This window comes from Flavobacterium sp. GSP6 (assembly GCF_003984855.1).
Taxonomy (GTDB): domain Bacteria; phylum Bacteroidota; class Bacteroidia; order Flavobacteriales; family Flavobacteriaceae; genus Flavobacterium.
Genome location: NZ_RYDO01000011.1, coordinates 38,648 through 61,089 on the forward strand (window position 1 = coordinate 38,648; position 22,442 = coordinate 61,089).

The following is a 22,442-nucleotide window of genomic DNA, read 5'->3' on the forward strand; positions in this document are numbered from 1 at the left end:
TAATCTACAATCTGAAATCAAAATTTCCTATGTTTAGTTTCAAGCAATTCTCAATCCAGCAAGATCGTTGCGCCATGAAAATTGGAACCGATGGCGTTTTACTTGGTGCATGGACTCCTATTGAAAACAATCCTATTAGTATTTTAGATATTGGAGCCGGAACAGGAGTAATCGCACTAATGCTGGCACAAAGAAGTAACGCGGAACAAATTGACGCTTTGGAAATAGACGAAGAAGCGTATGAACAATCCGTAGATAATTTTGAAAACTCCCCTTGGAGTGATCGCTTATTTTGTTTTCATGCCGGTTTAGATGAATTCGTCGAAGAACCGGAAGACGAGTATGATTTAATTGTTTCCAATCCTCCATTTTATACTGATGATTACAAATCTGATAACGAACAACGTGATTTAGCCCGTTTTGCTGACGCAATGCCTTTTGAGGATTTAATCGAGGCTGCTGATTTATTGCTTTCAGAAAACGGAATATTCACAGTTATAATTCCTTTCAAAGAAGAAGAAAATTTCTTGGCTCTTGCCAAAGAATACGAATTGTATCCAATTAAAATTACACACGTAAAAGGAACTCCAACTACCGAAATTAAACGCAGTTTATTGGCCTTTAGCCGAGAAGAAAGCTCGAACTATCCCGTTGACGAATTGATTATCGAAACTGCAAGACACATTTATACTCCCGAATACATTGCATTGACTAAAGAGTTTTATATGAAGATGTAAGTCCAAAATGATTCTAAATAATACCTAAATCATTCCGTAATCTTATTTAAAACACCTTTGATCTCTGCTAAAGTTAATTTTTATTGTAATTTAGAGGATAATACCTTTTTTAATAAAATCCCGTATATAAAAGGACTTATTTGTTAAAAAATAAGCTAAGTAATAACCATGGTATAATGTCGTATTTTAAAATCAGAATAAAATCATGTAAAAATCTGATTTAAAGCTGTTTTACTTAAAGTTAATTCTTTTGACTTTACGACTTTTAAACTTTCGGTTTACTTATTTCTATTTCAAATAAAAAAATATAACATTTGTTAATGCTTTTGTTATATTTCTTTCTGTAAATTTGTTCCATAAAAATTAATAACCATGAGACCAGACTTATTTCAAGCTCCAGATTACTACAACCTTGACGATTTACTAACAGAAGAACACAAACTAGTACGTGACTCTGCTCGTGCTTGGGTAAAACGTGAAGTATCACCTATTATAGAAGAATATGCTCAAAAAGCCGAATTCCCAAAACAAATCATTAAAGGTTTGGGCGAAATAGGCGGTTTTGGTCCTTACATCCCAGAAGAATACGGCGGTGCGGGTCTAGACCAAATATCTTATGGTTTGATCATGCAAGAAATAGAACGCGGTGATTCTGGCGTTCGTTCCACTTCATCTGTACAATCCTCTTTAGTGATGTATCCTATTTGGAAGTACGGAAATGAAGAACAACGCGTAAAATATTTACCTAAGTTAGCCACTGGAGAATACATGGGCTGTTTTGGTTTAACGGAACCTAACTATGGTTCAGATCCAGGAAGTATGATTACCAACTTCAAAGATATGGGCGACCATTATTTATTGAATGGTGCCAAAATGTGGATTTCAAATGCTCCGTTTGCTGATATTGCCATTGTTTGGGCAAAAAATGAAGAAGGAAGAATTCACGGTTTAATTGTAGAACGCGGAATGGAAGGTTTTACCACTCCGGAAACGCACAACAAATGGTCACTTCGTGCCTCATCTACAGGAGAGTTAATTTTTGATAATGTTAAAGTTCCTAAGGAAAATATATTGCCAAATAAGTCTGGATTAGGAGCGCCGCTTGGTTGTCTGGATTCAGCACGTTACGGAATTGCCTGGGGCGCTATTGGTGCTGCCATGGATTGTTACGATACGGCTTTGCGTTATGCCAAAGAAAGAATTCAGTTTGACAAACCAATTGCAGGAACCCAATTACAACAAAAGAAATTAGCCGAAATGATTACTGAAATCACAAAAGCGCAATTATTAACATGGAGATTAGGTGTTTTAAGAAATGAAGGTAAAGCGACAACGGCCCAGATCTCAATGGCCAAAAGAAATAATGTAATGATGGCTGTGGAAATTGCCCGAGAAGCCAGACAAATGCTAGGCGGAATGGGAATTACTGGAGAATATTCGATCATGCGTCACATGATGAACCTGGAATCTGTAATCACCTATGAAGGGACTCACGATATACACTTGTTAATTACCGGTATGGACATCACTGGAATTCCTGCTTTCAAGTAGTGGTAAACAGTTATTAAACTATTAATAAAATTGATAATAAAAGCTTCTTGATACCAAGAAGCTTTTTTATATTTACACAAAAATACTCATTTATGAATATCCAAACCATCAACAATAGTATTCAGCCTCAAAAAGAACTGTTGTTACACCATCCTTTATATAAAAAAGTAAAAACTATTGAGGATTTACAATGTTTTCTAGAAAATCATATTTATGCTGTTTGGGATTTCATGTCTTTATTAAAAGCATTACAATCCAAATTAACTTGTACAACAACACCCTGGTTTGCAACGGAAAATCCACAAACCCGATATTTAATAAACGAAATTGTCCTTGCTGAAGAATCTGACTTAACATTAGACGGACGCCGTTTGAGTCATTATGAAATGTATATTGAAGCCATGCAATCCTGTGGAGCAAATACTGAAGGTATTGAACATTTTTTAACTGAAGTAGATTCCCTTCAAAACATATTTGTCGCTATAAAAACCAGCACTTTACACCCCAATATTAAAGCATTCCTGGATTTCACATTCAGGGTTATTGAGGAAGGGAAATCCCATGAAATTGCAGCGGCTTTTACTTTTGGAAGAGAAGATTTGATACCGAGTATGTTTACCGCTATTTTGAAAAACTTTCAGGAGAATTTCCCTGAAACGGATTTGAGCAAACTGATTTATTATTTTGAAAGACACATCGAATTGGATGCGGATGAACATGGGCCAATGGCGATGAAAATGATAACAGAACTTTGCGGTACAGATGCTCAAAAATGGTCTGATGTTGAGGAAGTATCAAAATTAGCTTTAGAGAAACGCATTGGTCTTTGGGACGCCATCGAAGAAACTATCCTAATGAATGTTGAATTGGCATAAAACTAATACTTTCAAATAACGCAACACTTCTTTAGAAAATACCCTTAAAAAAAGCATCTTGTTTTAGTAACAAGATGCTTTTTTATTAATTTTCAGGAGCCAATTCGAGTTCTAATCCCTCGAGGCTTTCGGTAATTGGGATCTGACAGCCCAAACGACTGTTTGCTTTTACATAAAAGGCTTCTGAAAGCATTGCTTCTTCATCATCGCCCATTTCTGGCAAGGCAACATCATTAAGAACATAACATTGACAGGAAGCACACATGGCCATACCGCCGCAGGTTCCTTCTACAGGAAGCTCATAGGCTTTGCATAATTCCATGATATTCATGGCCATATCCGTGGGAGCCTGTAACTCATGCACGACTCCTTCTCGATCTTTTATTTTTATTAATACATCCATATGATTGTGGGTGTTTGGTTTTAGGCAATCGGTGTTGGTTATTAAATACGGACTGCGTGAGGGATAGAAGCTGGCTACCGAAGTAGCGCGGATAGCCCGACCGTTTTAAGAAAAAAGGCCTATACCCGTTAAAACAAGTAGCCTTTTTTCTTAAAAGGGGCACGCCCTGTTAATTTATAGGATATTTACAACAGTTTCTATTTGTGGTGCAAACTTTTTGATGGTTGTTTCTACTCCGGCACGCAATGTCATTTGATTTACGCTGCAACTGGTACAGGCTCCTTCGAGACGCACTTTTACGTGTTTGCCGTCCTCTATGGAAATAAGGGTAATATCACCACCATCTGAATTCAAAAAAGGTCTTATTTCTTCTAGCGCTTTTTGAACTTCTAGGGTTAATTGTTCTGTTGTCATTGTCTTTGTTTAAAGATTAGAAAATTGAACGATTGAAAATTATTTTCATGCGTTCTAATTTTTTATTTTTTTACTGCGGAACAACCTGCCATAGTTGTAATTTTCACAGCTTCGGTAGCAGGTAAATTTTTATTTCTGTTGACGGTTTCCTGCACTACATTTTTTGTGATTTCCTCAAAAACTGTTTCGATAACTGAACCGGTTTGCATGGCTGCGGGACGACCGTAATCACCTGCTTCCCGAATCGATTGTACGATGGGCACTTCACCAAGGAATGGAACATCTAAGTCTTCGGCAAGATTTCTGGCCCCTTCTTTTCCAAAGATATAGTATTTGTTTTCAGGCAATTCTTCCGGTGTAAAATACGCCATGTTTTCTATAATTCCTAAAACTGGTACATTTATAGCTTCTGAGAGGAACATTGAAACTCCTTTTTTGGCATCGGCCAAAGCTACGGCCTGAGGAGTACTTACGATGACAACTCCTGTAATTGGCAAGGATTGCACGATAGAAAGGTGAATATCTCCTGTTCCTGGTGGCAAATCGACTAACATAAAATCTAATTCCCCCCAATCTGCATCAAATATCATTTGGTTCAAGGCTTTAGAAGCCATGGGCCCTCGCCATATTACTGCTTGACTTGGTGCTGTAAAAAATCCTATCGAAAGAATTTTTACCTCATAACTTTCTACGGGCTTCATTTTTGATTTTCCGTCTACCATGACAGAAATGGGCTTTTCACTTTCTACGTCGAACATAATAGGCATGGACGGACCATAAATATCCGCATCTAGAATCCCTACTGAAAATCCCATTTTAGCTAATGATACTGCAAGATTTGCAGTAACGGTAGATTTACCTACACCGCCTTTACCAGAGGCTACTCCGATAATATTTTTTATACCTGGAATTTGTTTCCCTTTGATTTCTGGTTTGTCCGGCACTTCCACTTTACTATTAATTTTGATTTTAGCCTCCGGAGATACTAATTCAAGAATTGTTTTTCTGATGTCGTCTTCCGCACGTTTTTTGATGTGCATTGCTGGGGTATGTAATACTAGATCTACCACTACTTCATCGCCAAAAGTGACTACGTTTGCAATTGCTCCGCTTTCAACCATATTTTTCCCTTCTCCGGCTATAGTAATTGTTTCTAAGGCTTTAAGAATTTCTTTTCTTTCTAATTTCATTTTTAGTTTACTGTTTCTATTGGCTTATACCACCAGAATATTATCTTTATTTAAACTGATTTCAGATTACAAAGATACTATGAAAAGTTCTTATTATAAAGGATTTGCATCGCATTTATTGATGCACAGATTGCTGGTCGTTATTGGGTATTTGTTGAGATTAGAACCCCGGAATCTGAACTATTATAAATCATTCTGTCCTGACTTCCGGTTGCCAAAAATATTTTTCTAAATCTACAATTTGATTGTTGGTCACGATTATTCCCTCGCTTTCCAATAATTGCTGCATCAGATTGGTGCCGTCAAAATGTAATTTCCCCGTAAGCAAACCGTTCCTGTTGACTACACGGTGTGCCGGAACATCCTCCAGACCATGGGAGGCATTCATTGCCCAGCCTACCATTCTGGCAGAGCGTGCCGTTCCTAAGGCCTTTGCAATAGCGCCATACGAAGTAACCTTACCGTATGGAATTTGCCTGACGATGTCATACACGCGTTCAAAAAAAGTATCGTTTGACATGATTTTAAATCTAGTGAAAAAAGGTTTTATGGGAGACCCGGTGAGCCAATTACCCCATATAATAACGGACAATATTAATCAAAGTAACTAATGATATAAACCCGGTTATGCTACCAATAATTGTATTCATGTTTCGCATAATATAATCCGACTTCTCTTGTATTTTTTGAAAAAAAGTAATGTACAAATAAAACCCCAAAAAAGAGCCCAACACCACTCCTGTCACAAAAACAAAAACATTTGAAAAATCAAACAGAAACAAATTATAAGAAGCCAAAGTAATGCTTGCAAAAACATAATAAGGGATCGGGAAAAAGTTAAGAGAGGAGAGCAAAACTCCTAAGAAAAAACGAGTGGAAGTACTCTTCTTTTTTATTTTGCCTTTTTTAATTTTTGGGGTTTTAGCAACCAACAAAAAAAAAATAGTCAACGCAGTAAAGATGACAAATCCTACTTCTCGCAATAAAACAATCACATCCGGGCGCACTTCGATAAATTGTGCAAATAAAATAGCGAGATAGGCTTGTACAAAAATTACGATTACTGCTCCCAAAACAAACCAAAAAGCGCTTTTCTTCCCTTCTTTCAGATTTACTTTAGCAGCTGTCATATTGAGAAGTCCCGGGGGAGTAATCCCCACAAAGGCAGTAACAAAACCCAAAAACAAGGAAGTGATTAAATTCATAAGCAAACGGTACCAGTATTCAAAAAAACAATCCCAAATATAAAACTATTCTTTAATTTTAAATCGAATATACGTAATTGCTTTATTAACTTCCAAATATTGTTTTTCATAAAATGTCTGAAAAGCAGTTACTTCCTCGGGACTTCCTTCATTTACATACACATTATGATTGGCATATAATACTTCATGCCCTTCGCCATGCAGCAAACCTAAGGTATATCCATGCATGAATTCACTGTCTGTTTTAAGATTTACAACACCGTCTTTTTTAAGTACTTTTTTATACAATTGCAAAAACTCGGAATTTGTCATTCTGTGTTTGGTCCGTTTGTATTTTATTTGGGGATCGGGAAAAGTAATCCAGATTTCGTCTACTTCATTTTCATCAAAAATATGATTGATCAATTCGATCTGAGTTCTAATGAAAGCCACATTATGCAATCCGGTATCCACAGCAGTTTTAGCACCACGCCAGAAACGTGCGCCTTTGATATCAATTCCGATAAAGTTTTTATTGGGATACCTTTCTGCCAGTCCTACTGAATATTCTCCTTTCCCACAGCCTAGTTCCAGCACCAATGGATTTTCATTTTTGAAAAATTCTGTATTCCATTTCCCTTTCAACGGAAATAAATCACCTACTACTTCTTCCCTCGTTGGTTGAAAAACGTTGTTGAATGTCTCGTTTTCCTTGAATCTTTTTAATTTGTTTTTGCTTCCCACTTTTTTAGTATATTTTGGCAAAATTAAGGAAATATATAAGACGGAGCGAACTAGGGACCAAAAAATGAAAAACGTTTTAAAAACAACATTTAATGCACCCTTTAAACTATTATTTAATTAAAGATGGCTTTTAAACAACAGTACATTTTATGAAGAAATTTTAAACTAAGTAATGACTCAAATTTAATGTCATATTTTAATAAAGCACTAAATTTCTTTGCCACAGATTAGCACAGATTAATTCGTTATGTAATTTTAAAAATCTTTTTAATCCTTACAATCTGTGGCAAAAACTCTTTTTAATAATTGCGACAATATATCTTTCTTGCTACTTAAGAATAAAACAAAAACTAAAAATTTTATTGCTTTACTTGTAATTTTTTGATCATGGCATCTTCGATAAAAGTTTTAACTTTAATCACTTCACCTGAATTATCATTTGGGATTGTCATAGACAAAACGTATTGCTTTATTTTCCATTTTTGCCCTATTTTGACTAACACGCCTGAGCCGCGACAAATTTTCATTTGAGTATTCAGTAATTCATCAAACCAAGCTATTTTACCTGTTTTGTCAAAATGAATATGACGTTCTAAAGCTGTAAAACTCCATGCTTTTCCTTTATCGAAATGTGGTTTTGCATAGGCCTGAAAAGCTGTTTTATTCCAAATCTCTGTTGCATCAGTACCTATAAAAATTGCATCATCTGACATCAAGCCGAAGTATGCGTCATAATTAGCATCTGCAGCAGCTTTATGCCAAGTATCTAATGTAACATTGATTTCGTTTTTCGAATCGCTTTGTTTTACCATCACACTTTTACAACCAGACACGGTTATTACTATCAAAAAAGCTAGTAGTTTTTTCATTTCATTCGGTATTTATTTATGGTTTTTTATTCCATCTTATTTTTATTTTTCGATCAACAGCTACTGGTCTCCTCGTAGTCCTTTTCTGTTTGAATTACAAGGTAGCATAAAAACATCCGATATAGCAATGAATAGCTCGAAACTAATTATTCAAACAACTGAAAGTCATTTGAGATCCAAACCACAAGGTCCAAAATACGTAAAGCAATAGCTCTATTTTTTGTAAAGTGGTTGTGTTGATTCATAGAACGCAGCCGAAAGAAATAATTTTAAAAAATAATTTAGACTAAATATCACAAAAATACACCTTTACCCTTTTGAAATAAAACTTAGAATATTTCCTTAATTCCTTTCATAATTTTTGGATTTTGACAATCCTATTTGATTTCAACTTTAGTTTTAGAAACAAAAAAAATACCGTAACCAATTGATTAAAAGATTATTGAATGTAATTTATTTTTAATCTAGACACTTCAATTACAAATCTGATTTCAAACTAAAAAGAACCGCCCAAACCAAGGCGGTATTACACATCGAGTTTTGACGTATTTTTGTATTGTTTAGACAGTAAAATGTAAGATTTAAAGTTAAGATTATGAGAAAGTTAAGCACCTCCATACTACTTATTATTTTTGCACTACTATTTACCCTCGTTTCCTGTAAAAAGAAAGATGTAAATGACACTAAAAAGGAAACGAGTTTAAATACCGTTGCAGTTGCTTTTGACAGTACACAAATCAAAACGTTTTTTGAAAAATATCCTAAACTGCAGCCTTACCAAACAGACGTAGAAAAGTTATACCGCAAGCATCAGTTTCATTACATCTGGTTTGACAAGGATGGCCTCAATGAATTTGCAGGTTTATTATACAACAAAGTGAATAATCTGACGCAGGAAGGAATTGAAACTGCGATTCCGTACAAGGAAAAACTAGATGACATTTATGACAATCCAGAAGACAATCAAAAAGCAAGTATCGATACTGAGTTGTTGAGTTCTGTGTTATACTTCTTTTATGCGGATAAAGTATATGATGGGATCGATACTCAAAAATCGAAGAATTTAGAGTGGTTTTTGCCTCGAAAAAAACAATCGTATGGCGATTATCTGGATTCACTATTGATCAATCCATCGTTAATTCACAAAGACGAAAAAGGCGTATTGAAACAGTATTACCTCCTTAAAGCTGTACTGCAGGAATACCGCAAAATAGAAACTAAAGGTGGATGGAAAACCACTGAATTAGACCCAAGTGTAAAATCCTATAAACCCGGAGACAGTGCCACTGCCATTGCACAAATCAGAACACGTTTGTTTGTCACGGATGATCTTGCCAGAGATTCTAAAAGTGCCGTATATGATGCTGAATTAGCGGCTGGAGTATTGAAATTCAAAAAGAGAAGTGGCAATCTACTGAACAAAACGATACTGCCGGAACACATCCGCTACATGAATGTATCTGTTGCAGACCGCATCAAAACTGTGATGGTCAATATGGAACGCTGCCGATGGATTTCGAATGATATTACCAAATCCAAGGAATTAATCGTGGTGAATATTCCGGCCTATGAACTGACTTTTTTAAGAGATGGGAAACCAGAATTACGCTCCAAGGTTGTGGTAGGAAAAGCCATGCATAAAACCGTAATTTTTAGTGCGCCAATGCAATACATTGTATTCAGACCGTATTGGAACGTGCCGGCAAGTATTCTCAAAAAAGAGATTCTTCCTGCCATTGAAAAGAATCCCAATTACTTGGCCGAGCACGACATGGAATGGAAAGACAATTATGTGAGACAAAGACCCGGACCGGAGAACTCATTGGGATTAGTGAAGTTTTTATTTCCCAATTCGAATGCGATATATTTGCACGATACACCGGCAAAAAGTTTATTTGGTAAAGAAGACCGCGCGTTCAGCCACGGATGCATACGTGTGGCCAAGCCAAAAGAACTTGCTGCGATGATTATGAAAGAAGACAAAGAATGGAATCCTGCAAAGATAGAAACCGCAATGAATGGCGAAGAGGAATACTGGTACACGCTTAAAAACAAAATCCCAGTATATATTGGTTATTTCACCGCTTGGGTTGATGCGGAAGGTGTGGTTCATTTTTATGAAGATGTGTACAAAAGAGACGAAGCTTTAGCAAACTTACTGTTTGATAAGTAAAATTTATTTTGTTTAAATAATCATTAAAACCGCAAATTCGCTAATTAAAAATATCGAATCCATATCTATAATTTACGAATTTGCGGTAAATATTTTTAAAACGGAAAGCGACATACGACAAAAATATCGGTTTAAAGTAAATTTGAGACTAACTTAGAACTAGTATTTTATCCTGTCTATTGTTTGAACTATTCTTTTAATTTATTCTTATCTTCTTTTAAAACTTTAGCATTTTGTGGGCTAACAATTTTTTTACCCGTTTGTGCTTCTATTTGCTTTCTGGTATCGCCGGCAATTTCACCACCTTTTCGGGCAATTTTTTTATTATCTGCAAAGGTTTTAGGATTGTTTTCTTTGCTAATTTCTGTTGCGGTTGCTTCTGCTAACATATTTAATACCAATTCTAAGTTGGTCATATTATCTCTTAGATTTTCTTTTTTCAAACCTTTTAAATCCTTGTATTCTTTTACCGTGTTCCCACTCCAAGCTTGGGTAATTATATCGGTAAGTGAAGCAAATTGCTGTCCTTTCTTAACACCTCTATTTTCCCATTCATCGGTGAGTTCTTTTCTAACTTCTATGCTTTTTAACCGCTGATTAATCCAGGCTGTGGAGTATCCTAATTTCAAATAATTTTCCATAGCACGATCAATAGCCTTTTCAGGATCTTGACTTTCTTCTATCCGTTCGTAGCCTATTTTAGCTAGCCATTGTTTAAAAGGCTCAGCTTTAGGCGAAGGAATGGATTGAATCAAACGGAATAATTGCTCCGTATCCGCAACATCTGTTAAACGCATCTTACCATCAGGAGCTACCATTTTCAAACCGTTACAATTTGTAACGGTTTCATTTCCTTCAGCCAAAAGTCGTTTTTTTAAAACTCGCCAATACACTTGTGGATTATTACTATCTGTTAAAGCGGCAATAATATCTACAATCGAAAAAAACCACTTCTCTTGTTCGTTATCCCAAGATGAACGGATTTTTTGGCTTTCAAATAATTTTATGTTTTTCATTATTTTATTCTATAAATTTCATTTTCTCAAATTGCAACTTTTCAACGCTTTTCGGAATTATATTGAAAGTACTAATTTACTGCTAAAATTATTAAAACCACTATCCAAATTCTAAAGAATCTCAACCAAAAAAAAGGACACTATCCTATAGAGACAGTGTCCTTTTTTTGTTTGCCAAATGGCAACTATTTAATGAGTTTTCTTTTTTTCGAAAGTTGTTTCCAACACTTTTTTAATTTTGTCTAAGGCACCATGAAATGCTTTTTCGGTAGTATCAGCATGATTGGTAACTGCTACAGGCTGCATATTTATAGGTCGGGCTTCAATCAAGCATCGTTTGTCGTTGAAACCACCTTTATCACTGTTCTCGTCACCAAGGTGTACTTCTAAACGGGTTACTTTATCTTCAAAACGCACCAAAGCCGTTCCCAATTCCTCGGTAATATACGCTTTCAAACGTGCGTGTCCTTCTACATTGTTGTCTGTGTTGATTTGTACTGTCATGTTTTTATTAATTTAATGTTGTCTTTCAAATTTACCCATTGCAGTATGAAAAAACGAACCAATTAATAAAACATTGTGAAAAGAAACAGTATTTAATTATTGAAATTTCTCAGGATAAATAATATCGAAATAGTTTCCAAAAGCCTTACAAAGTAATTCTTTATCAAGTTCAAATAACTCCTTCCTAACATCCCAATCTTTTACATAATCCAAATCTTTTTCACAGATCTCTTCTCCATCAAGCTTTCTTGTTAAAATGTCACTTAGTAAAACATTATTACAAGAATAGTATTTTGGATAGTATTTTTCGATGAACCCCCAATAGTCAAATTCACTTTCATCTTCCTTTTCTTGGTTGTTCTTATCTTCAAATTCATTAATCACTTCAAACTCTAGACGACCCATCGATTCAACGACGCCTTTATAGAAAGCATTCATTTCTGCTTTAGTCTCAAAAACATACTTTTTAAAATTGATACTTTTTTCGAAATCAGAAAACTCCTCATTATTATGATACTTTCTTACTTGGTCTTTCCCAAATATTATTTTAGTGTGGTAGCTCATGTGATTTATAATGTTTGTCAAAAATAAAGAAAACCGGACTATACTCCGTTGCATTATAGACCACATTTTGTAATATTTGTTAACATGGATATTAAGCAGAAACTCGGTCTAAAAATAAAAGAGCTAAGAAAAGCAAAAGGTCTTTCACAAGAAAAACTTGCCAACCTTGCAGAAATTGACAGAACCTATTTACCAACTATTGAAAAAGGAGAAAGAAATGTTTCAATTGAAGTAGTTGAAAAATTAGCAAAAGCTCTTGATGTAAAAATTAAAGACTTGTTTGATGAATAGAGCTTATTATTTAAAACCGACTATTAATCTAAGTTGGAATAATATAATACTTAAAACAGAAAAATGATTATAGATAACATTAGACAATTTATAAAAGACAAAGCAGAGCAATTTGGTGCCAAAGCCGAAAATGAATTTAACAAACCATACGTTGAACGCAAGAATACTGGACAAGAGGCATTGAAAGATAACGGTGCATATTTTGGTTTTATTCATCCTGACGAAGATACTTCTGGTCCGTTTCACGATTTTTCATTGACTATTTTTCCCAACGAACAGAATAAACCATGGTTAGTTTGCTTAGGTATTGGTTCGAGTGGATTTAAAAATGATTATGAATTAGCAACTTATCCTGGACTCAGAAGATTGTTTTCAAATCTAATTAACGAAAGAGGCTTTTGTAAATCTGATTTTTCAGATATTGAAACCAGTTTACCAAAAACAATTACTGGAAACAATGATTTACAGCATATAAAAAACACTATTAAAATCTATTCAAAAGTATTGCCGGTTTGCCAAATAGTAGATAATCCCGAATCTAAAGAAGGTAAGGAAATAATTGCTGCTTTTGTTGCTGGTTATGCAAAGTTAAGAGAATGGCCATCAAACAAAGAGCATAGAAAAGCAATTACTGAAGCTCTTGAACCTTTTTTGAAAATAGAGGAAATTGATGAAGCTGAAGAAATCGAAAGTTTACTCAACCAAAGAAGATTCATTGTTCTTCAAGGTCCTCCAGGCACTGGAAAGACAAGAACGGCTAAATTAGTGTCAGCTAAAATAAAAGCTAAAACATTTTTTACACAATTTCACGCTGAGACTAGTTTCTCTGATTTTATTTATGGAATTAGACCCGATGTTAAAAGTAAAGAATTAAGTTATATTGAGAACCTAGGAAGTTTTACCATAGCTTTAAAATATGCCATAGAGCATCAAACAGAGAAAATTGTTTTGATAATCGATGAAATAAACAGAGCAAATTTATCCAACGTTTTGGGTCCAATATTTTATCTATTTGAACACAAAATGGAAGATTCTGATATTGAAATAGAAATTTACCCAGGCTTTAAGATTAATCAACTTCCAAAAAATTTTAATGTAATTGCAACAATGAACACTGCCGACAGAAGTTTGGCAGTTGTAGACTTTGCTTTAAGAAGAAGATTTGCATGGTACACTTTGAAGCCAAAACCAATCAACTCAAAACAATTCTTCAAAGACGATTTCAGCAGAATCCAAGAAATATTTGACTGGTATGCAAACAGTAATGAACTTTCATTACAGCCAGGGCAAGGTTATTTCATTTCTTCTTCGGTTGAAGAAATGGATAATAGAATCAAATATGAAATATTCCCATTAATTAAAGAATACTTACAAGAAGGGTTAATCAGAAATGCTAAAGAAGAGTTCAATAATTATTTCACAACTAGAATTAATAAATCTCTTTTTGAATGAATAAGCCTTTAGATGTTTTTTGTGAAATACCCTGTTTAACAGAAAAATCAATTTTGTTGAACGGTCTTGTTTTACAAAAAAAATGGTTTAAATCCGCCGACAAAAGAATCATAGGCCAATACCTGCAAAAATTCATTAATTATAATTCAACTAATTTTAGCTTTTTAGGTGTTCAGCCCTTAATCATAGGTACAGACCAAAATACTTCTTTAACTTTTCGTACTTCAGAATTCATAGGGACTATTCCTTTAAGAGCATCAGATACTGGTAAGCAGATTGGTGACTTTGTTGTGATGCCCAGATTCACTGGGCGGGATAGATTTGAAGATTACATTGAAATTCTTAATCTTTTAGGGACTGAAATCAGTCCTCAAGTAATCGACAGTTTACCTTTAGCTTCAGGAAAGAATTTCCGACCTCCATTATATTTAGAAGCTATAAAATTTATTGATTCTCTTGAAGAATTAATAAAAACTCCTTGGAGAAAATTTGATAATATTGAAAAGATCACTTCTCAACCAACAGGACAAGTAAATTGGAATAAATATATAAATGAAGAATATAAAATCGAAAATCGGTTAAAATTCCCAGCACGGAAAAATATCCTAAGTGAATTTCATAAAGAATATTCTGAAATTCGCTATGTCTATGATTTGTGTAAATTGGAACTTTTATCTTCAAATACACCACAAAGAATAAAAAGCTCGATTAGAAACAGACTAACCTTTATTGACGAAAAGCTTTATTTACACAAACCTATTTCAACTAATAATATTGTAATAAAATCCGCTGATAATCTTAAAGTTAAAAACTGTAAAGATCAAGCAAATAGAATATTAAATTTTAATTTCATAGACAGTACGGCTTGGCGAGTGGATTTCTCTGATGTTTTTGAAAAGTTTGTTCAATATATATTTAAAGAAATTTCAAAAGAAACCGGAGGTCATTTATTTTCAAATTACAAATTTCATTCCAAAACCTCTAATCGATATTCTTGGGAATTGAAACATATTGAGCCAGATGCAATCTACCAAAAAGAAAATCTTATTGTATTTATTGATGCTAAATACAAATCAAATCTTTACAACAAATTTGACAAAAGTGAGAATTTAAAAGATATTCATAGACATGATTTACATCAGATTATGGCTTATTCATCATTTAGCAAAACCGACAATAAATATGGGTTTTTATGTTATCCTTCTGATAAAGTTGAAATAAAAAAAATCAGCTACAAGAATAATATAAATCAATCAACAAACAATATTTTTATATGCGGCATCCCACTGAAGAAAGAGTTTGTTCTTGATGTAAAAAAAGCATTAATGGCAGAACTAAATAAAGTGGAAATGAATAACGTGCCAAACACTAACTATTAGTTTCTTATTAAAATATTTCACAATCAATTTCTTGTTGTCGAACTCTTCAATTGATATATTCTCTTCCATTATCATTTTTTAAAACTATTATTACTAAAGAAGGTTGCAAAATCAGTATCTAGCGCAAGGATTATTTTTTCAATTATTGTTATTGAAACATTTCTTTTTCCTTTTTCTATATCTGAAATATAGGTTCTGTCTACATTTGATATATTGGCCAAATATTCAATCGAGAAGCCTTTTTGTTCTCGTAATTGTTTGACTTTAAAACCGAATTTTTCCTTAATATTCATAACCTATAAAAATAGTTTTGCGTGGACAATTGACCTGCTTACAATTGTCCTCATTGATTTTTAGTTTTCAACTTGATTTTTTGATAAGTAAATTCATTCCACAAAAAAAAACGCTACTCTTTCGAGTAGCGTTTTTTAAAAATTTATCAATTTGTGATGTGACTGCTTTTCCGCGTGCCTCGCAACTCCTCGTAATGACAATTATCTAAGGAATCGAATGCCCTAGCCCTGATGGGAACGGCATCCTTTTCCTTCCGCCACTTTCGGCGGAGGAAAAGATACAGTGTACAGCAGGAATAAGCTCCTCCCTTCTCCCGAAGTTTCGGGATCGCTCAGGGTAAAATCGGTATCACAATTGTTATTATTCCAATTCTGGCAATAACACCACTCCCATGTTGTACAACGTGAAGGCCTGAAGATCTACATTTTCCTGGATGGTTGCCGCTACGGATTTTCCGGCACCGTGTCCTGCATTGATGTCAATACGGATTAGTGTGGGGTTTGTTCCGGTTTGTTTTTCTTGTAATTCGGCTGCAAACTTGAAACTGTGTGCTGGCACTACTCTATCATCGTGATCCCCTGTAGTGACCATGGTTGCTGGATATTGAATCCCTTTTTGTATGTTGTGTACTGGAGAATAGCCTTTGATGTAACTGAACATTTCCTTACTGTCCTGCGCCGTTCCGTAATCATACGCCCAACCTGCTCCTGCAGTAAAGGTGTGGTAGCGCAACATGTCCATCACGCCCACTGCTGGTAATGCAACTCGCATCAAATCAGGACGTTGCGTCATGGTAGCTCCCACTAGTAATCCTCCGTTTGACCCACCACGAATGGCAAGATATTGTGAAGATGTATATTTTTGAGCAATCAGATATTCAGCCGCTGCGATGAAATCATCAAATACGTTTTGCTTTTGCATTTTGGTTCCCGCATCGTGCCATTTTTTCCCGTACTCGCCACCACCACGTAAATTGGGCACGGCATAAACGCCTCCGTTTTCCATCCAAACGGCATTGGCAATACTGAAACTTGGTGTCAAACTCACGTTAAATCCTCCGTAACCGTAAAGCATTGTTGGATTTGTTCCGTCGAGTTTCAATCCTTTTTTGTGGGTGATAATCATCGGGATTTTGGTTCCGTCTTTGGAAGTGTAAAACACTTGTTTGGACTCGTATTGCTCGCTGTTGAAATCTACTTTTGGTTTTTCATACACCGCAGAAGTTCCGGTTGCTGGCTCGAATGAAAAAGTAGAACCCGGAGTAATATAATTCGTAAAGGAATAATACACCGTTTTTTCTTTTTTCTTTCCGCCAAAACCACCGGCAGTTCCTACGCCCGGCAATTTAATTTCACGAACTAGTTTTCCGGAATAGTCATATTGTTTCACCACCGAAACGGCATCTTTCATATAATTAGCAAAGAAATACCCGCCACCTGTGGATGGAGACAACACATTCTCCGTCTCAGCAATAAAATCTTTCCAGTTTTCCGGTTTCGGGTTTTTTACGTCTACGGTAACAATGCGTTTGTTGGGCGCATTTAAGTCGGTTTCTATGAATAGTTTTCCGCCTTCGTTTTCAATAATGTTGTTGTCGCTCTTGAAATTATCCACTATAGTCACAATAGGACTGTTTGACTTTGTCAAATCTTTAATGTACAATTCGTTTCCGTAGGTAGAATTAGACGCTGTGATTACCAGATAATGGTCATCTTCCGTAACTCCACCACCTACATAACGTCGTTTTTGGTCGGCACCAAAAATCACTTGATCCTGTTTTTGTGCAGTCCCTAATTTATGGAAATACAGTTTATGCTGGTCAGTTTTTGCAGACAATTCGCTTCCTTTTGGTTTGTCATAACTGGAATAGTAAAAACCTTCATTTCCTCTCCAAGACACACCGCTAAATTTTACATCGACTATAGTGTCTTCGATTATTTTTTGGGTAATGGCATCCATGATAATAACTTTTCTCCAGTCGCTTCCGCCCTCTGAAATAGAATAGGCTACTTTAGAACCGTCTTTAGAGAAATCTAATCCGCCAAGCGAAGTTGTTCCGTCTTTAGAAAACGTATTGGGATCCAAGAATACGGTTTCAGTTCCTTTGGCGTCTTTTCTGTACAACACTGATTGGTTTTGTAAGCCGTTATTTTTATAGTAATACGTGAAATTTCCTTCTTTGAAAGGCGCTCCTATTTTTTCGTAATTCCACAGTTTTTCCATTCTTGATTTCAAGACATCGCGAAACGGAATTTGCGCCAAATACCCGTAGGTCACTTCATTTTGGGCTTTTACCCAGGCACCCGTTTCCGCTGATTTGTCATCTTCGAGCCAGCGGTATGGATCCGGAAGTTTAGTGTCGAAGTACACATCCACGGTTTCCCCTTTACTTGTAGTGGGATAGGTTAGCGGTTTTGGATTTGGGTTTTGGCCGAAAGTCGCCATTGCAGAAGTTACAGCCATTATTAAAAAAGTGTTTTTCATTAGATTCTGTTTTAGGTTGTTACAAAAATAGGAAAAATAGTTAGTCTTGTAACGGTGTGAAAGTCTTTAATAAAACTAAAAAATAGTGTTTGGAGAAAGGTGATTTTATAAAATATTTCTTTGAAGTTTAAAAATACTAATTAAGTTAAAAAAAATCAACCACATAGAAACATAAGTAAGTCGAAAGTTTAAAAGTCGTAAAGTCAAAAGAATTAACTTTAAGTAAAACAGCTTTAAATCAGATTTTATCCTGATTTTATCCTGATTTTAAAATACGACATTATACCATGGTTATTACTTAGATTTCTGACTAACAGTTAAAGAAAGCATAGAAAATAGTTCTATTCTTCGCATAGCTTGGCTAGTGAAAGTGAAATGGCTATATTTTCTTTTAAAAACTAAAAAAATCTACGTTCCTTATGTGGTAAAAAAAATTAATTAAATGTAATGGCTCGAGCTTATAAATTAAAATTCACACCCAAAATGATGTTTCTTCCAATGTTTGGAATACCATCTGTTTTAAGACGGGAAAGATGCGCAATGTATCTTTTATCAAATAAATTATTCCCGTTGATGTTAACATCAAAAGCGGTTTTACCCAGTTTTACAGTTCCGCCAAAACCTAAATTCACTAAGTTGTACCCATTCGATGCTGTCTCAAATCCACTTACCTTTTTTTGATGGAACGTGCTGGAGACATTCAGCGTTGCAAAACCATCTTCTAACCAGTTTTTGATTTTGAATTCAGTTCTAATGGTGTTGTTCCAATTGTTTGCCGGGATTAACGGTAAGTAATCTCCGTTTTGTTTTTCGCCGGTTACCGTTTCAAAACTCGTTTCAAAATGCAACCAATCCAATGGATGCGGATGAAAATGCAGTCCGATTTCGCCTCCATACAATTTAGCGTTATTCTGGATATAATCAAAAACAGCGTTATCTGCAATGATTTCTCCAGATGGCGAAGTGTAGATATAATTGTTGATGTGATTGTAAAATCCGTTTACAAAAAACTCAAAATGATCCGTTTTATATTCTAAATTTAAATCCGTTTGAACGTTTTGCTCGGTTTCTAAATCACTATTTCCTACTTCATAACGATTCGTTCCTTCATGAACTCCATTAGAAGTTAATTCAGCAAGGTTTGGCGCTCTAAATCCGGAAGCCACGTTCAAACGTAACGTCAAATCATCGGCCAGATTAGTTTTGTAACCCAACGATGCATTAAAACTGTCGTATGATTTATTGATGGCTTCAAATGAACCTTCTTCACCTGCAATTCCTTGTGCATCCGTAGTGATGTTTCTATTATCAAAACGCAATCCGGCTTGCAAAACATTCGTATTCCACTCATAATTAGCTGTCCCAAAAACACCAAAATCATTGGTAACCGCATCCGGAATTAAATATTCTTCCCCTGAATTTGTATTGGTTTGGTGCATTCCTTGAACTCCCACAATGGTTTCTATTTTTCCCATTTTTGGTAAATGGTATTTTGCGTTGTAATTGAAAGTTTTCAATTTCATGTGTAGAACTGCCACATTGCTGTCTTCAAACTCACTTCGATCATTGGCAACATACCCTAAATCAAGATCCAATTTTGATTTTTCGAAAAAGAAAACATTGTTTAAACTTAATAAATGATTGAAAACGCCTTGTTTTGGAAATCCGGTTTTCTTGCTTGTCGTTTGGCCTGCTATACCATCTTCCGGGATTCCTAAATCCAATTCATTGTAATTGTAACGCAATACACTAGAAAATTTAGCATTGCTGTAGCCAATTCCTGTTTTGAAATCGGTTTCATTGTAACGGGTATTTGTTACTCTGTCACCATCGGCACCCGAGGTCGAAGACCGAACTGGCGAAGCACTTTTATAATCCGAATGAGAATTGTAACTTCCACGAACCATGAATTTCCAGTTGTCTGTGGATGTTTTCAAACCCAAAGAAGAACTGCTTCCTGCGGTATTCGAGAAATATTTTTGACTGAAATTCGCTTTAAAGGTATTCGCATCAGCAAATTTTTCGGGGTTAAAATACAAAACACCACCCAAAGCATCAGAACCGTACAACAACGAAGCAGGTCCTTTTATTACCTCAACACTTTCTATTCCTGAATCGTTCAATCCCAAACCGTGTTCGTCACCAAACTGTTGATTTTCTATTCGAACACCTTGTGAATATACCAAAACACGATTGCCACTCAAACCACGAATTACCGGTTTCCCGATAGATGTTCCGGTAGAAACCTGAGAAACTCCGGGAATAGTCGCCAATCCTTCAATCAAAGTGGCGGTTCCTTTTCGTTGTAAATTTTTGATGCTTTCGTGCTCCACTTTCATCACGTTTTGCGATTGTATTTTATTAAAAGCGGTTGAAACGATTACTTCATCCATCTCGAAAATTGCTTCCACAAGTATAATATCTAATATATTTTCTTTTTGAAGACTGCTTATGGTTTTGTTTTGGGTTGCAAATCCTATGAGTGTAAAGCTTATTTTTAAGTTTCTATTTGGCAGATTAGAAAATGTATATTTTCCGTTCTCATCTGTAGTAGTTCCTTTATGCAATTCTGATGCGTATACTGAAACGCCTTTTATGGGTTGGTTTTTTAAATCGGTTACGGTTCCCGATAACGTATTTTGCGCTTGAAGCATCGCCGAAAACCCTAAAAACAGGGCTATGATAAATTTTTTCATTGAAAATGATTGTATAGTTTTTCCTCTCCCCAGCCCTCTCCAAAGGAGAGAGAGCCGAGACCGGAATTATTTAGTAGATAAAACGTGTAAAACTTGCTGAAATGAATTCAACAGAAGCTGAAATAAATTCAGCTTAAACTATTTACGGGTGGACCTCGGAGGGAATACAAACTGCCGGAAAACGAAATAACTGTTTCCGCTGCAGTAAAAAAATAAGGGATTTCTTCAATACTGGAGTACAATTGATAGGAGAAATCTTTTGGCGTAATGTAACTGCCAAAAGCAAATTCACAAACATAACAATGGTCAACTTTCTGGTGTTGGTGTGTTATCTCTGTACCGGTAACATTGTATTTATGGTGGCACTGCTTTTCGGAAAGCTGTTTAGCCAAATGCTCATAGGTGTGCAGTGACTGAAACAGCATTGAGAACAAGACTGTAACAACCAGAGAAAGACTTACTATGAGTTTATTCTTTTTCATTCGAGCCAAAGGTAACAAAAACAGGAAAAAAGAAAACCATTTATCTCACAAAATATATTTTTGCGAAACAAATGGTTTCATTTTAAAAATAAAAATCGATTTATACCAATTTGGCTGCGATCAAATATTCAGCAATCTGGATGGTATTTGTCGCTGCTCCTTTTCTCAAGTTGTCCGCAACAATCCACATATTTAAAGTATTTTCTTGGCTTTCGTCACGACGAATTCTACCTACAAAAACGTCATCTTTTCCTTGCGCATACATTGGCATTGGGTACGTGTAGGTGTCATTATTGTCCTGTACGACTACGCCATCGGTATGATGCAAAATGTTTCGTACTTCGTTTACATCAAAATCGTTCGTAAATTCTACGTTTACCGCTTCACTGTGTCCGCCTACAATTGGCACCCGTACCGCAGTCGCTGTAACAGCAATTGTATTATCGCTTAATATTTTTTTGGTTTCACGTACCAATTTCATCTCTTCTTTCGTGTACCCATTTTCTTCAAAAGAATCACATTGTGGAATCGCATTTCTGTGAATTGGATATTTGTAGGCCATCTCACCCTGAACGCCTGCGTATTCATTTTCCAATTGTTGCACTGCTTTTACGCCTGTTCCAGTGATGGATTGGTAGGTAGAAACAATGACCCGTTTGATGTTGTATTTTCTGTGCAACGGAGCCAGAACCAATACCATTTGAATGGTAGAGCAATTTGGATTTGCAATGATTTTATCTGCGGCGGTCAATTCTGTTGCATTGATTTCCGGAACGATTAATTTTTTAGTCGGATCCATTCGCCAAGCCGATGAATTATCGATAACGGTTGTTCCTGCTGCTGCAAATTTTGGAGCCCACTCCAGTGAAGTGTCGCCTCCTGCAGAAAACAAAGCAATATCTGCTTTCATATCTACTGCAGTTTGCATGCCTACCACTTTATATTTTTTGCCCTTGTATTCAATTTCTTTACCCACTGAGCGCTGTGAAGCAACGGGAATTAACTCGGTTACAGGGAAATTTCTTTCTGCCAAAACTTTCAACATTACTTCGCCAACCATTCCGGTAGCTCCTACAACTGCTATTCTCATAGTATATTTTTAGTATTACTTCGTCCGTTCGCCTTTCAGGCTCGGGTGAA

At 35.5% G+C, this 22,442-nt stretch carries 22 protein-coding genes; 7 read left to right on the top strand and 15 right to left on the bottom strand.

Translation table 11 applies throughout. The features are described from left to right. The first annotated feature begins 29 nt into the window (after positions 1 to 29). The 3 genes from EKM03_RS11575 (at position 30) to EKM03_RS11585 (ending at position 3,163) form a co-directional block, all read left to right on the top strand. On the top strand, positions 30 to 737 hold the full coding sequence (locus EKM03_RS11575) for a tRNA1(Val) (adenine(37)-N6)-methyltransferase (protein WP_126454304.1): 708 nt from the start codon (positions 30 to 32) through the stop codon (positions 735 to 737). 372 nt (positions 738 to 1,109) lie between these two features. After that, a complete protein-coding gene (locus EKM03_RS11580) occupies positions 1,110 to 2,288 on the top strand; it encodes an acyl-CoA dehydrogenase family protein (protein WP_126740453.1) in 1,179 nt (392 codons plus the stop codon). Between the two features lie 92 nt (positions 2,289 to 2,380). After that, the gene (locus tag EKM03_RS11585) at positions 2,381 to 3,163 is read left to right on the top strand and encodes a DUF3050 domain-containing protein (protein ID WP_126457517.1); all 783 of its coding nucleotides are present in this window, start codon (positions 2,381 to 2,383) and stop codon (positions 3,161 to 3,163) included. Positions 3,164 to 3,248: 85 nt separating this feature from the next. Here the strand turns inward: EKM03_RS11585 and EKM03_RS11590 are convergent, their stop codons facing one another. The 7 genes from EKM03_RS11590 to EKM03_RS11620 all read right to left on the bottom strand — a co-directional run bounded on the left by EKM03_RS11590 (position 3,249) and on the right by EKM03_RS11620 (position 7,967). Further along, positions 3,249 to 3,566, bottom strand: coding sequence for a 2Fe-2S iron-sulfur cluster-binding protein (locus EKM03_RS11590; RefSeq protein WP_039110363.1), 318 nt, complete (start codon positions 3,564 to 3,566; stop codon positions 3,249 to 3,251). Between the two features lie 174 nt (positions 3,567 to 3,740). Further along, complete coding sequence (locus EKM03_RS11595; RefSeq protein WP_126454312.1) at positions 3,741 to 3,980, bottom strand: NifU family protein; 240 nt, start codon at positions 3,978 to 3,980, stop codon at positions 3,741 to 3,743. Between the two features lie 62 nt (positions 3,981 to 4,042). Further along, positions 4,043 to 5,170 (bottom strand): Mrp/NBP35 family ATP-binding protein, encoded by a 1,128-nt coding sequence (locus EKM03_RS11600; protein WP_126454314.1) that lies wholly within the window; start codon positions 5,168 to 5,170, stop codon positions 4,043 to 4,045. Positions 5,171 to 5,360: 190 nt separating this feature from the next. Next, positions 5,361 to 5,690, bottom strand: coding sequence for an MGMT family protein (locus tag EKM03_RS11605; RefSeq protein WP_126457518.1), 330 nt, complete (start codon positions 5,688 to 5,690; stop codon positions 5,361 to 5,363). Between the two features lie 49 nt (positions 5,691 to 5,739). Next, entirely contained in the window at positions 5,740 to 6,375 is a 636-nt protein-coding gene (locus EKM03_RS11610) for a LysE family transporter (protein WP_126457519.1), read from the bottom strand. A gap of 45 nt (positions 6,376 to 6,420) precedes the next feature. Then, on the bottom strand, positions 6,421 to 7,098 hold the full coding sequence (trmB, locus tag EKM03_RS11615) for a tRNA (guanosine(46)-N7)-methyltransferase TrmB (protein WP_126454320.1): 678 nt from the start codon (positions 7,096 to 7,098) through the stop codon (positions 6,421 to 6,423). A 359-nt stretch (positions 7,099 to 7,457) separates the two neighbouring features. Then, positions 7,458 to 7,967 (bottom strand): nuclear transport factor 2 family protein, encoded by a 510-nt coding sequence (locus tag EKM03_RS11620; RefSeq protein ID WP_126740454.1) that lies wholly within the window; start codon positions 7,965 to 7,967, stop codon positions 7,458 to 7,460. Positions 7,968 to 8,562: 595 nt separating this feature from the next. Between EKM03_RS11620 and EKM03_RS11625 the strand changes: the two genes are divergently transcribed. Continuing rightward, positions 8,563 to 10,140, top strand: coding sequence for a murein L,D-transpeptidase (locus EKM03_RS11625; RefSeq protein ID WP_126740455.1), 1,578 nt, complete (start codon positions 8,563 to 8,565; stop codon positions 10,138 to 10,140). A 188-nt stretch (positions 10,141 to 10,328) separates the two neighbouring features. Here EKM03_RS11625 and EKM03_RS11630 read toward each other — a convergent pair whose 3' ends face one another. The 3 genes from EKM03_RS11630 to EKM03_RS11640 all read right to left on the bottom strand — a co-directional run bounded on the left by EKM03_RS11630 (position 10,329) and on the right by EKM03_RS11640 (position 12,224). Further along, positions 10,329 to 11,156, bottom strand: a complete 828-nt coding sequence (locus tag EKM03_RS11630) for a Bro-N domain-containing protein (protein WP_126740456.1) — start codon at positions 11,154 to 11,156, stop codon at positions 10,329 to 10,331. A gap of 189 nt (positions 11,157 to 11,345) precedes the next feature. Next, on the bottom strand, positions 11,346 to 11,660 hold the full coding sequence (locus EKM03_RS11635; RefSeq protein WP_126562155.1) for an HPF/RaiA family ribosome-associated protein: 315 nt from the start codon (positions 11,658 to 11,660) through the stop codon (positions 11,346 to 11,348). Positions 11,661 to 11,756: 96 nt separating this feature from the next. Continuing rightward, complete coding sequence (locus tag EKM03_RS11640; protein ID WP_126562156.1) at positions 11,757 to 12,224, bottom strand: hypothetical protein; 468 nt, start codon at positions 12,222 to 12,224, stop codon at positions 11,757 to 11,759. 84 nt (positions 12,225 to 12,308) lie between these two features. On the opposite strand from EKM03_RS11640, the gene EKM03_RS11645 reads away from it, so the two are divergent. From EKM03_RS11645 to EKM03_RS11655, 3 genes are all read left to right on the top strand, one after another. Further along, positions 12,309 to 12,515 (top strand): helix-turn-helix domain-containing protein, encoded by a 207-nt coding sequence (locus EKM03_RS11645; RefSeq protein WP_126516536.1) that lies wholly within the window; start codon positions 12,309 to 12,311, stop codon positions 12,513 to 12,515. A gap of 63 nt (positions 12,516 to 12,578) precedes the next feature. Further along, positions 12,579 to 13,967 carry an AAA family ATPase gene (locus EKM03_RS11650; protein WP_126562157.1) on the top strand — a complete coding sequence of 463 codons (1,389 nt, stop codon included), beginning with the start codon at positions 12,579 to 12,581 and terminating at the stop codon, positions 13,965 to 13,967. Next, positions 13,964 to 15,346, top strand: coding sequence for a hypothetical protein (locus tag EKM03_RS11655; RefSeq protein WP_126740457.1), 1,383 nt, complete (start codon positions 13,964 to 13,966; stop codon positions 15,344 to 15,346). The genes EKM03_RS11650 and EKM03_RS11655 overlap by 4 nt, the downstream gene beginning before the upstream one ends. Positions 15,347 to 15,417: 71 nt before the next feature. Here the strand turns inward: EKM03_RS11655 and EKM03_RS11660 are convergent, their stop codons facing one another. The 5 genes from EKM03_RS11660 to EKM03_RS11680 all read right to left on the bottom strand — a co-directional run bounded on the left by EKM03_RS11660 (position 15,418) and on the right by EKM03_RS11680 (position 22,392). After that, the gene (locus EKM03_RS11660; RefSeq protein ID WP_126562159.1) at positions 15,418 to 15,639 is read right to left on the bottom strand and encodes a helix-turn-helix domain-containing protein; all 222 of its coding nucleotides are present in this window, start codon (positions 15,637 to 15,639) and stop codon (positions 15,418 to 15,420) included. A 361-nt stretch (positions 15,640 to 16,000) separates the two neighbouring features. Further along, positions 16,001 to 18,103, bottom strand: coding sequence for a prolyl oligopeptidase family protein (locus EKM03_RS11665; RefSeq protein WP_231507416.1), 2,103 nt, complete (start codon positions 18,101 to 18,103; stop codon positions 16,001 to 16,003). A 479-nt stretch (positions 18,104 to 18,582) separates the two neighbouring features. Further along, positions 18,583 to 20,820, bottom strand: a complete 2,238-nt coding sequence (locus EKM03_RS11670; protein ID WP_126740458.1) for a TonB-dependent receptor — start codon at positions 20,818 to 20,820, stop codon at positions 18,583 to 18,585. A gap of 128 nt (positions 20,821 to 20,948) precedes the next feature. Then, positions 20,949 to 21,302, bottom strand: a complete 354-nt coding sequence (locus EKM03_RS11675; RefSeq protein WP_126740459.1) for a hypothetical protein — start codon at positions 21,300 to 21,302, stop codon at positions 20,949 to 20,951. A gap of 100 nt (positions 21,303 to 21,402) precedes the next feature. Further along, positions 21,403 to 22,392 carry an aspartate-semialdehyde dehydrogenase gene (locus EKM03_RS11680; RefSeq protein ID WP_126457529.1) on the bottom strand — a complete coding sequence of 330 codons (990 nt, stop codon included), beginning with the start codon at positions 22,390 to 22,392 and terminating at the stop codon, positions 21,403 to 21,405. Positions 22,393 to 22,442: the final 50 nt, after the last annotated feature.